The sequence below is a fragment of the Bradyrhizobium sp. USDA 4341 genome (genome assembly GCF_054063755.1).
Genome location: NZ_JBSSGO010000001.1, coordinates 250,731 through 262,865 on the forward strand (window position 1 = coordinate 250,731; position 12,135 = coordinate 262,865).

Consider the following 12,135-nt stretch of genomic DNA (forward strand, 5'->3'; position numbering starts at 1 on the left):
AGGTTTCGATTTTTTAGCTCCACGGGATTGACTCCTCCTTCCGTCAAATCCTATCGGATTGATATGATTAAAATGGATCGACCACCCGTCGCTCAAGGCGGCGGGCGCGAGTCTCGGGATGAGGGAGTATTGAATGTACAGTTCGTTCGGTCGTCGGCGGCAGCGTTTGCTTTCCAGCGTAGCTGCGTATCCCATCGCTCTGTTCGGAGGGGCCGTCGCGCTTTCGACCGTCGCCGTTTATTCGCCGACTCGCGCCAATGACGCCGAGGTCGAGGAAGTCACCATCACCGCGCGCGACCGCACCGAAAAGGCTCAGGACGTGCCGTTGCCGATTTCCGCGGTCGGCGGGAAAGCGGCCACGACCCAGCACATCGAAAAAATCCAGGACGCGGTCCAGCACGTGCCGAGCCTTACGCCACAGGTCACCAATCCGCGCACCAGCGCCAATGGCTTGCGCGGCATCACTGGCATTTCCGGCGGCGCCGACGGTTCGGAAGGCGACGTCGGCCTGATCGTGGACAACGTGTTCTACACCTATATCGGGTTTTCCTGGCTCTCCTACTACGATATTGATTCGCTGCAGGTTGCACGTGGCCCGCAGGGCACCCTGCTTGGCAAGAACACGACCACCGGCGCGGTCATCATCAACACCAATCCGCCGAGCTTCACGCCGCAGACGACGACGGAAACGACGTTCGGAAGCCGCAAACTCGCGGAAGAAAAACTCACGACCACCGGTCCGCTCATTCCGGACAAACTCGCGTACCGCGTTTCGCTGTTCGGCGTTCGTCAGGATGGCTATCTGCCGAACCTTTACAGCCCAGGGCCCGAAGGGCAAGATGTCAATCGCTGGGGCGCGCGTGTCCAGTTGCTGGGCACGGTCGAAAACGTCACTGACCGCTTTATTGTCGAACACTTGGCGTCTGCTGAGACCAATAACGCGACGCCGACCTGGCTGGACGGCTGGACGGTCAATTTCGATGGCTCGCCGCGTTCGATTTCAGCCACCAACGCCGCGGGCAAAACGGCGACCTTTCAGACGCCGCAAGCCGCACTCGCCTATCTCTATCCGCAATATGCCAGCCGTTTTGTGCCGCAGCCCTACGCGACGGTCTATACGAATTACGGAACTGTGGACACACGCACCAACGGCGCATCGAACGAGCTGAACGTTGCTCTGGGCGACTACACGCTGACCTCGGTTACAGCCTGGCGTGAATTCTATTTCCATCCCAACAATTCGGACGGCAACTACGGCCTCAATCAATATGCCGACAACGTTAGCGGCTACGACGTCGGCGCAAAACAATATTCCCAGGAGCTTCGGCTGTCGTCGCCGACAGGCGGGACCGTCGATTGGACGGCAGGAATATATCTCCTGAACGAGTCGATAAAGTCGGATAATCGCCAGCGATATGGACAAGACGCCGTCGCGTTGCAGCAGAAAGATGTCTCTTCGTCAAAACTGGCCAATCCGGCCATTCTCAACGGCGTCGAGGCGGATCTCTATGGCAAGGCAGGAATCACCACCATCGCGCAATTCGCCCAGGCGACCTATCATTATGACGAGCGCACCGCGCTGACCTTCGGCCTGCGCAATTCATATGAGGATCGCACGTCCTCCGACACGGGCTATTATTGGGGCGGCGCGCAGCTTCCAACGAGTCTCGCCAATGTGCGCACCGATTATGTGATCCAACAGATCGGCGGCACAAACTTCGATCTTTCGGGCGAGCAGAAGACCGATTCGATTTCGTTCCTGATCAACCCGTCCTACAAGTTCACCGACAACATCACCGGCTATATCAATGTCGCGCGCGGCGTGAAATCGGGTGCCGCCAATACGACCGCGGTTCCCCTCTATTTTGCGAATTCGTCCTACGTTAACAAAAACCTCGTCTATCCGGTCATTGGGGCTGTTCCGACCATCACGGAGCCGGAAGTCTCGCGCGACTATGAAATCGGCTTCAAGTCACAATGGCTCGACAATCGTTTGGTAGTCAACGCCAACGTCTATTGGAACGATATCTATGATTTCCAGGCGGTGCTGGGACGGAATTACACCTTCACCGACTCGTCCGGAAACCTGAACATCGTCACCAAGAGCTATCTCGGCAATATTCCCCACATACGCCTGGCAGGCGTCGAACTGGAAGGTCGTTATTCGCCCATCGAACATCTCTGGATCAACTTTGCCGGGGCCTACAACGGCGCGCGGTACATCAACTATCCCAACGCAACTCCGCCCGCTGACTATGCGGCGTCCTATCCTCACGCCCAGCTCAATCTCTCCGGCGTCACCATTCCCAATGTGACGCCCTTCAGCTTCGCCCTGGGCGCCAATTACGAATATGCTGCGGGATCCTATTTAGGCGAAAGCGTCAAGGGCTATGTTTACGCCAATGAATTTTTCAAGAGCACAACCCAATTCTCGCTTGGACCGGAATATACCAGATACGTGCTCTCACAGCCCTCGTACTCGATCGTCAACGCCGGTTTCGGCTTCAAGACGGAGGACGAAAAATACGACATCTCGATTTGGGCGAAAAACCTGTTCAACAAACATGCGCTGACAAGCAAGAGCCTGTCGTCGTCGGGCACGAACCTTGCGCTCGGCACGCTCTTTTACGTCGAGCCGCTGACTGTTGGCGCCACCTTGCGCACCAAACTCTGATAACACGACGAAACGACCTCACCGGCGGCGGGCGCCCGCCGCCGGCTTTCCGGTCTTTCCACCCTCTTATGCCCCGCCGTCGTCGCGCTAAATTCCTTTCCGCGCGCAAGAACTCGCGGGCGACGCGGCGCGGAAAAATCCGCTCGAAGGCGGAGCGAATGCCAGGAGGAAGCGCCTCAAGCAAAGGATTGGATGAGACGTCGCAGGTTTGGTTGGCATCTCGCTCTGGTTCGGCTTCGACGAGACCGCTAAGGTCGTGTTCATCGCGCTCGCGGCCGCGTTACCGGCGATTTTCAACCTGGTGGAGGGGATCCACGCGACCCCTGCCAAGCTGATCGAGGTCGGAGACGTCTTCCGCTTCAAACCCCTGCAATTTGTCTTGCATGTCTATGTTCCGTCGGCCGTGCCGTCCCTGTTGACCGGCCTGCACCTGGCGCTGATTTATGCTTGGCTGGCGACGATCGGCGCGGAGTATTTCATGGCGGCTGGGCCCGACATCGGAGGGCTCATCATCGCGGGCCGTGAGCGCTTCGACATGGACCTTGTCATGCTCGGCATCCTGGTCGTGGGCACTGTAGGCTTTGTGATCGACCACGGAGCAAGCTGGCTCGAGCAGAGGCTCATACCCTGGCGCAGGGGATAGAGACTCGCGTCGTTGCGGATCTTCCATCCTCTTTTAGTAATGTTTGCTGATGCTCGGCACAACCGCCGCCATCAGCGCGCAACGAGTCCGACTGGGCCGGATGGCTCAATGCGCTGCTGGCCCCGGCGGGCGGTACCTGTGATCACCGTCGCAGTCGCCGACAGGCGGCCAGCGGGGCAATCATGCAGCGCGGCGCACCTTACGGGAGCGGTGGCCGCACAGCTGACCCGGCACGTTGGCGATCTGCTGAAGACGAGTTGCGGCGACCCATCGTGCACTTGTGGATCTCTGCCGGCAGCTCACACCGAGCTTATCGGCCAACGCGACCCGGGATATTCCTCTGCTTGGACGCGCGGCAGGCGAATGCGCTTGTCCGATTCAATATCCAGCTTGCCGGGGCTACGCGCTTCATCTTCCTTGCTGGTGATCTGTTCATTGTGGTCACAGATCCGACTCAAGTTCCTTGCTGGCGACCGCAACGCGCCATGCAGGTATGCTCCAAAGGCGCAGTAATGACGCGCCTCCGTGCGATTGCGCACTACAGCCCCTCCGTCGGGTAACGCGAGACCTATCGTGTGTTTTTGCATTTGCCGCGCAGTTCTTGTGCGTAGTGCGCGCATTTTACGCGGGAAAGCGGCGACCGCAACCGGCTAGATATCGGAGCGTGCGGAGGTGCGTCATTCGAAACAACACGCAGAAAGTTCAGTTGGCAAAGCAACCGCGGGCCGTGCTTGGAGTCGCGAGCAGCGGCGCTTGCTTCGATGAAACGCCCGAAAGATCTCGCCGGTCGGTCGTCTCACGGATCGTCGCTTGGCTAACCCGACTAACCATGAGCGAGCGCGGCACAATTGATGGATTTCCCTCATCCGATTGGCTCCGGAACGATATAGGCTGGATGGGGTATCACGCGAAATCGACACCTGATCGAATTGACGAGCTGAGACGGAATCATATCGGATGGCTTTAGCTGCCCCAGTGAGTGTTCGCGAATTTCACAGACTCTCGCCGGCTCGCGCAGGGCACACACCTGAAGTGGGGTGGGATACGGTCGCGCGAATGTCAGGAGGACGGTGAAAAATGTCGACCTGGTCCGTCCTTCAGACTCGAAAGCTTCTTTATTCCAACCCAGCTTACCGGGTTACAAGTGCAGGGGCCGTCAACCATACATGTTGCCAACCTTAATGCGTTACGCACACTTGCCAAGGATCCCGCGCGTGGAACGAAATTCTCGGCTCCAATCCGCCCGGAGTCTATTGGCGGACTTTGTCCGGGCCGTAATCGAGTCAACTTTAGCGACCCAATTTCGCCGGCCTCAACGGATTTTTGAGTAAGATCCGGCTTCAGGCGCGACATTGCTCTATTGCGAGGGTTGTCATGTGGGGATGGATGAACAACAATCAGAAGGTGATCCTATTTTGATTGCTGTTCACGACGTTTTTCGGGACTTTCTTTTATCTACTCTATTTTGGAATTGCGTATCGGATGGAGCGGGTCGATCCAGGTACTTGGGCCCGCCATCCGTGCGCGAGAAGTGGCCGCTGCCCAACAAACCACTGCCGAAAAGACCGCAAGACAACACCCGCTGTACATTGTTTTCGCCGCCATATGCACCGTTTTTATAGTCGCTGGGATCGTTTCCATAGGACGAAATCATCAAGCTACACGGGCGACCGCGCTACCCGTCGCTGAGACGGCACCACTCGTCGACGACGGTTGCAGCTTGGTCGGAGCAATCCCGAATTGCAAAGAGGAGATGCCCAAATTGGCTCACCGTCGTTGAGCAACGCGAGGCTGGCGGGCGCGGTTCCTTTGGCCGGGCCAACGAAACGGCCGTCACGTCGCCGAGCCGTTGCCTTCGTGGTCCGTTGGGATTGGGATGTTTGGAGATCGCGCCGGCAGGCGTAGCGGTGCGCTGTAGAACTTAACGGTCCGCCGCTGGCGGCTAAACCGGCTCGTGAACAGCTGACGCTGACCCGGATCTTCGAAGAGTTGCACGGCCGCGATTGCACCGCCACGTCGCCAGACAACATCCCTGATAGGGGCGCCATAGGTCAACCTTCGCTGCCGCCGGGTCTCCTGGGACATTGTGACATGGATGGCAAGCGCCCAAACCGCATGCTTACGACCCCAAGCCATCACCGCGCAAAGCTGAGAACGCGCCCTTATCTGTCCACCCAGCAGATTGATAGCGGCTATCAAGGCCGCCATGAGCCCGCGACGCCCTAATGAACTGCACCATATCCGAGAGCGATACCTGTTGGATGAAACTCCTCCTCCTCGACGGTCGCTTCCAGCCGTAGCGCTTTTGGGTTCTTGTCCGCGACGTTCGGTAGTGGCATGCCCTGTCCGATCCAGGCCGACAATAACGTCCGAATGGTGTTGCCATCGCAAGCCGGGGGAATTGCGTCGAATAGTTGACCGAACGGACTGGCTTCCAGCTGTGACAGCACTTCGCCATTCACCGAATTAGCGAGCTTCTCTTTGAGAGAGTGTAAAAAACGTCCCGCGGCCTCCGAAAAGTCGGACGCGTTCCGAATGTCCAATAGGCCCCTCACGAGATCGTCCTGCGTGGATAGTCGATCGGTGACACGTAGCTGGGTGGTCATGTGATAGACTGAGCGCACCATCGTCCAGGCAAGCCAGTTATCATACTTCCTGATGACTGCGCCGGCTTGGTCGGTCTCGTTGAGGGGCGAGGCGCCAACTCCGTTTCCTGCGCGATGCGCCTTGTCGATCGCGTCAAGCCAGAGAAACACCCGCCGCGGCGACGCGGTCTGCCGCAGGCTCCCAAGCTGCTCGCCGGCGATCTGGTTCACGAAGTTGAACTTGGTTCGGCACGCCTCATCGAGGCGACGTTCATCCAGGGATTTGGGCTTCAGGCGGTCTCGCTGCTTGAACGATGGTGCTTCATCCTGCACCCAGTCGCGCCATAGCTTGATCTCCGCCTCGGTGAAAACGCGGAACATGGCGCCCTCGAACTCGAGCAGTTTGAAGAAGCGGCTTCCATCGGGATCACCAGGCACGATATAGCCATGTTCGATCAGGCCATCGAGGAACGCTTTCGGATCGTTGAAGGACTGGTTGATCGGCACGCCACCGAGTTTCTTGGTGCCGTGGTTATATTGTCCGTATAGCTTCTTCGTGCTGATCAACTGGAGCAACTGATCCTCGACCGTACGCGGCTCTCTCAGAATATGGATGATCTGCTGCATGAGGATGGCGAAGGTGAGAGCGTAAGCAACGTAGCCATCCCAGATACGGGACCATTGCGCTTGCACCGCCTCCTCTCCGCCATGCAGCATGACGTTGTGGAGATAGATCTTGACCGCTCGCAGGATCTGTCCCGCATGTCCGTCCTCGGCATTGTCGATGGCGATATGGAGACGGTGGAATTTGGCGCTGAGGCCGACATTCTCGAGGATCGAAGCAGCTCGGTGCAATTCCAGGGCCGTCCACTCCAGCCAGAGCGTCATGCCAATGATCTCGGGATAGTACAGGCTCGGAAACTCCGAGATTCCAAGTTGAAATGTGGCGCTCTCAAAGGCGGCATCCAGGAACTGCGGGTCAGAGGCGAACGCGGTGCTCGCAACGGGCGATGGATAGAAGCCGAAGGAATGGCAGAGGTCGCGGTACACGTTTGCGTGGTTCTGCGAGACCTCGCCGTCGCCGAGTTCTTCGTTGAAGATCGAGAACAGGGTCGCATTCACCTCGTCCATCGGACCCATGCGGTGCACGTTGCGCAGCCAGGCGCCATCGAGGAAATTGAAGGGTGTAAGCTGCTTGACTCGCTCAATGACGTTCTCCCGGGTGGAGAAGTAGGGGTTGTGCTCCTCGTTTGCAGCGTTGTAGGGCCTGCCGTTCTCGGTCAGGCCGAACTCCATGCAGTCGTCATAAATGTCCTTCATGCGCGCTTCGAAGACGTCCTCCGAGTACCGGAACGGCCTGATGTTGTTCATGAAATTGAACGCACTTGGCAATTTCTGCACGTCACGCGCCGCTTGCAAGACACTCTCCACATACTCTTGCGCCTTGCCGAGGCAACCGCGGTGACGCTCCAGATTGAGCAGCGTGTGGAAGAGATAGCGGATGTCCATGCCCGCGTATGGCAGGCGCTCGGTCTCGACATGGACGTCCTCGCCGCTGGCGGCGCGGATCCGCCGTACGAAGCCGAGTTCGTGCCAATAGCGTACCATGTCGTCGGCGCCGCGCCGCGCCGAGTCTCGCGGATCATCGCGCGTCGCCGCGGGATTCTGCCAGGGCCGACGCAACAGCGTGCTGACACCCAGGCCCCGGTCCCACTTCACACGCCCTTCGAGGCCTTCGCGGACGCTTTTGCCTCCCGGCGACCACAATGCATTGACCTCGTCGAATACGTCCTGGGGAATGACGTCGTCGGGCCGCGCCGACGGCCACCAGTTTCCACGCCGCAGATAGAGCCCGGCCTGCCAGGGCACGCTCAGGCTCGACGTCAAATCACCGGCCTTGATCGAACCGCGGTTGATCCGAAAGGCATCGACATAGGTGGCGGGGTCCTTCGCCCGCTGGCCGACCTCAACCCCCGGTGCGAAAGGGCCGCCCACTGCCTGGTTCAGTACGACGCGCTGTAACTCACTCACACGCTCGTCCGACGTCCGGCTTGCCGGCGCTTGTAGCGGTTGACCCGCTGCTTCCGCAGTAGCGGCCGTCGCCTGCTTCCATTTTTCAAGCAGGCGATACTGCCGCGGCAGCAAGGAGAACCAGCTAGCGGGAACGCCGGGCTGGCCTGGCCCTCGGTCGCCGTAGAGCGGCGGCATATAGCGCGCGGTGGCCTGCTTGATGGCGGCGCTGCCTTCTGCCGTCGGATTGCGCAGCATCGCGAAAATGCGCGCGCGCTCTGCGCCGGACTGACACTGCGCGAACGCGAATTTATGGCCCCTCCGGGCGTCATTGTTCACCCAGGCGATATTGTCCATGCGGGACAGCAGGGACTGAAGACGCCCATTGTCGACCTCGGTGCTCTCCGTCAGCCATCCGGCGTCGATGGCGATCTCCTCTGCGACATCGTAGAGCGTAACCAGCGCATCGATCGACGGCGCATAGTTCGGTGGCCCCACCACCACCCATGCCGCATCCTTGGGATCTGATACGTCGATCTGGCGTCCGTCGGGGAGGGTGACGGCCGCCGACACCGGGCCATCCGAGACGTCGTCGTACCAGTAATCGTTATTAGCCCAGTAGTCGGTGCTTCGCGTGTCGGCGCCGATCGGATTGTCGGGGATCGTCGATTCGGCCCGCCCGAGGCCGCCAAGCACGAGCAAATGTCCAGCTTCGTCCACCTGGAGTTCGCCGAGGTAAACCGGCACGCCGAGAAAGGCACCGGTATCGAACCGTCGATCGTCGGATGCACCCGAGGACGCGATGGTCCGCACACCGGGGTCGATGATCAGCTCGGTGCGATCGTCGGGGGTGCGCGTGTCGGGATAGTGATGGGAAGCGCCGTTGCTGTTGCGCAGCCGCGGCGGCGCGTTGCTGGTAAGGCCGTCCTGAAACCGATGCGAGGCGCCCTTCTTGTTGACGAGATGGGCGCTCCATTCGACTTCGACGGCGGGTTCGTCGCCAGCGGGCTTCAGGGGCAGTTCGCCGAGATTGTTGCCATCCTTGTCGTAGCCATAGAGCCGGAAAAGAGCAGCCTGCCGCCGGACGCGCCCGCTCGAATCCTTGTAGCCGCCGGCCGGCGCATTCTTGGCGCCCTCCGGCGTGTCCGCGGCTACGTAGAAGCTGTCCGGGCTGTTGCCGACCCGCGCGATTCCGATGCCCGGATGAATCCGACAGCTATGGACCTCGGAGAACGGGTAGCTGGTGCTCGCTGTCCTTGCCATATCGTTGCTCCTCGGTTTGCGCTAGGTGCTTTCAAAATCCTCGACGCCCGGCGCGGGCTGGAGGCTGGTCACGCGCACGTCTACGATCGCGGTCTGCCCTTGGCTGTTGCGCTCGAGTGCCGCGGCGAATTGACCGCGAAAGTTCCCGATATTCTCGACGGGCAGATGCGCAACGCCCCTCACGATCGTGGCAAAGCTGCTCTCGAGAGCGAACCGCGTGCTCTCAAAGCCATGCTTGCGCCATTGATACTCAAGCCAGCCGAAGCCCTGGTTGTTGAGCACGACGTAGGTGACCGGCAGGCCGTAATCGATCGACGTGAACAGGTCGGCGCGGGCGATATTGAAGGCCCCGTCCCCCACCAGCGCAACGACCGGCCGATCGGGCCTGGCGGCCTTTGCGCCGATCGCCGCGGCGACGCCGAAGCCCAGGCTGGTCTGTTCGCTCGGGACAATGGATCGCTGGTCGGCGCCGAGCGTGAAGGAGGGATAGAAATACGACCACATGTCGAGGAGGCCGTTCTCTTGCACCAGAATGCTGTCGCGCGGCAGCGCGGCTTCGAGTTGCTCCATCAGCGCCGACAGCGAGATAGCGTCGGTTTGCCTGGCTTCTTCGAGGGAGGCAGTTCGTGTCTCGAAGCTAATGGCTTTGCTGCGCCGAATTTGGTCCAACCACGCCGGCCGGCTGCTCAAATCGTCATCGTGCGACAGCCGATCGGTGATGCCGTCGCATGAGGCGACAATCTTCGGCCCGGAGTACGCTGTCGACATCTCCTCACTGCTAATGTTGATCTGTAGGACGCGCCCATGAAGGCGCTTGGAATCCAAAAGCAGCGTGGCTGTCTCCTCCAGGCGGCTGCCGAAGCTCACCAGGCCGTCGCACTGCTCCCACAACTCGCGCAGGGGTTTTGCCGTATAGAGGCCGGCCAGGCCGCAGAACAACGGATGGCCCTCGTTGGCCGCGCCGCGGCCAGATGCGGTGGTGAACACCGCAGCGCCAACTCTGGCCGCCAACTCTTCGTAACCGACCGTCCTGCTTCCATCGAGCGCGCCGCCACCCAGCAGGAAGATCGGCCGCGCCAGTCGCCTGATGAACTTCTGGACCTCCGCGGCAGCCGAGGCGGACAGATAGGGATGATGTCGGACCGGCGGATCGTAAGCGATACCCGTTGCCGTGACGTCGGCGAGGTCTTCCGGGATTTCGATATAGGTCGGCCCCGGGCTATCATTTGTGGCAAGGAAGGCCGCGCGCTGGATAGCCCACGGCAACTGGCTCGGATGCTCGACCCGGTACGCCCACTTCACCAGCGGTCGAATCACAGCGGTCTGGTCGAATTCCTGGAACGCGCGCGCGCCGAGGCGATGGCGTGCCGTGCCGACGGCGATCAGCACCACGGGCGCGCACGAGGCGCGGCTTTCCAGCACGCCTGTGAGCGTATTGGTGACCGCCGGTCCTTTGCCCACGATGCAGATGCCCAGCTTGCGTGAAGCTAGCGCATAGCCGGTCGTCATGAACATTGCATTGCGCTGGTCCTTGGCGACGACGAAGGTGATGTTGCGCCCCTCCAGTGCCTTCAGGATGCTCAGGTCGTCGCCCGGAATTCCGAACACGGCTTTGGTGCCGGAAGCTTCGATGAACCGGGCGACCTCTGTCCACGCCGACAACGCTTGACTCATTGCCGTTGCCCCACCATGCGGGCGATGGTTCGCGACAATAGAATTGGCTCGATACGAAGGTCGCCGTTGCGCCATGCGTAATTCGCCATTCGGCCATAGCCGCCGAACGGCGTGTTACCGTCTTCAATGTCGAAAAGCGTGCAGTTGACGGACACCATGTGCCGCTTGCGCAGGAAGTCCTCTATCTCCGGCACGGCGTAGACACTCGCGCCCAGCGCGCGTTCAGTATAGATGTCGAGTGACAGCTCGCGGACGAGGTCCTCGGGAGTGTCGTAGGCGATGACATTGAAGATCGGCCCGAAAAACTCGACGATATCGGCGCGATTGTGCAGCGAACTAAAGATAACCGTGGGCTCCACGTGCCGTGTGGAGTATCTCACAGCGCCGCCATGCACGATCCGCTGCTCGTTTTCCAAAAGATATTTGGAGATTTCGTCCAGCGCCGAACCGTAGAACAGCGGCCCGTAATCGGCATCGGCATGTTTGCGCGATCCGAATTTCAGCTTCTCCAGGGCTAATCGAAGTCTTTCAAGAAAGAGGGCGCTGTGGGTTCTCGGCACGAAAATCGCGTCAGGACCCATGCAGTCCTGCCCCGAGTTGAAGAGCCGGACTTGGATGAGGTCACTGATCGCCTTGTCGAAATCCGCCAAGGGGCCAACGATGAATGGGTTCACTCCTTGCCCGAAGAAGACAAAGAGCTGCTCGCGCGGCAGCGATTTTCGCAGCTTCTCCGAATTGCCGAAGGTTCCGGTAAACACCACGACATCCGCGTCCCGCGCGACCTGTTCGACGAAGACCTTCTGCTCGTAGCTCGCAACCTCGATCGGCAATCGGTGCTGCGGGGCGAGCAGGCGATGCAGCCGCTCCATCGGCTCTTTCACATAGCTCGACGGCCGCAGCGAGATCTTGCGAATGTAGAGTGATGGAACGACAGCATATAGGACGTAGGAGTAGAGCAGAACATTGGACGGCATGAAGGCGGCGAGATGATTCAGCGTCTTTGGGCGATTGTTGATTACTTCATCGGCCGCGCCCGACAACGCACGTTCGGACGCCTGGATCTCGGCTTCAGCCGCCTGGAACGTTGCCGTCTCGGTGAGGATGTCCAGGACCGCGGCGCGTTCGGAACGCAGATAGTCCCGAAGCCTGTCAATCGCTTCCAGCCGGTCTGCCTCGAGAATCGGAGGCGCGGTCGCGACATTGTCGATCGTAGGGAAGGCGTCATTGAGACGATTCATGGATAGTCCCTTTCGCTGTTTCCGGGGGAGTCAAACGTGGTTCTCGAC

At 60.0% G+C, this 12,135-nt stretch carries 6 protein-coding genes; 2 read left to right on the forward strand and 4 right to left on the reverse strand.

Going from position 1 to position 12,135, the window contains the following annotated elements:
* Positions 1 to 133 precede the first annotated feature (133 nt).
* A complete protein-coding gene (locus ACVIGB_RS01205) occupies positions 134 to 2,674 on the forward strand; it encodes a TonB-dependent receptor (RefSeq protein ID WP_456717476.1) in 2,541 nt (846 codons plus the stop codon).
* Positions 2,675 to 2,882: 208 nt separating this feature from the next.
* Complete coding sequence (locus tag ACVIGB_RS01210) at positions 2,883 to 3,317, forward strand: ABC transporter permease (protein WP_456717475.1); 435 nt, start codon at positions 2,883 to 2,885, stop codon at positions 3,315 to 3,317.
* A 299-nt stretch (positions 3,318 to 3,616) separates the two neighbouring features.
* Here the strand turns inward: ACVIGB_RS01210 and ACVIGB_RS01215 are convergent, their stop codons facing one another.
* The 4 genes from ACVIGB_RS01215 to ACVIGB_RS01230 form a co-directional block, all read right to left on the reverse strand.
* Complete coding sequence (locus ACVIGB_RS01215) at positions 3,617 to 3,856, reverse strand: hypothetical protein (RefSeq protein WP_456717474.1); 240 nt, start codon at positions 3,854 to 3,856, stop codon at positions 3,617 to 3,619.
* A gap of 1,683 nt (positions 3,857 to 5,539) precedes the next feature.
* On the reverse strand, positions 5,540 to 9,175 hold the full coding sequence (locus ACVIGB_RS01220; RefSeq protein ID WP_456749071.1) for a LodA/GoxA family CTQ-dependent oxidase: 3,636 nt from the start codon (positions 9,173 to 9,175) through the stop codon (positions 5,540 to 5,542).
* 21 nt (positions 9,176 to 9,196) lie between these two features.
* On the reverse strand, positions 9,197 to 10,924 hold the full coding sequence (locus tag ACVIGB_RS01225; protein WP_456749072.1) for a thiamine pyrophosphate-binding protein: 1,728 nt from the start codon (positions 10,922 to 10,924) through the stop codon (positions 9,197 to 9,199).
* Complete coding sequence (locus ACVIGB_RS01230; RefSeq protein ID WP_456717470.1) at positions 10,846 to 12,087, reverse strand: aldehyde dehydrogenase family protein; 1,242 nt, start codon at positions 12,085 to 12,087, stop codon at positions 10,846 to 10,848. Before ACVIGB_RS01230 ends, ACVIGB_RS01225 begins: the two co-directional genes overlap by 79 nt.
* Between the last annotated feature and the right edge of the window lie 48 nt (positions 12,088 to 12,135).

Bases quoted from the DNA above. Each gene is read 5' to 3' on its own strand.
- ACVIGB_RS01205 (WP_456717476.1), top strand. From the start codon at position 134: ATGTACAGTTCGTTCGGTCGTCGGCGGCAGCGTTTGCTTTCCAGCGTA.
- ACVIGB_RS01220 (WP_456749071.1), bottom strand. From the start codon at position 9,175: ATGGCAAGGACAGCGAGCACCAGCTACCCGTTCTCCGAGGTCCATAGC.
- ACVIGB_RS01225 (WP_456749072.1), bottom strand. From the start codon at position 10,924: ATGGCGCAACGGCGACCTTCGTATCGAGCCAATTCTATTGTCGCGAAC.
- ACVIGB_RS01230 (WP_456717470.1), bottom strand. From the start codon at position 12,087: ATGAATCGTCTCAATGACGCCTTCCCTACGATCGACAATGTCGCGACC.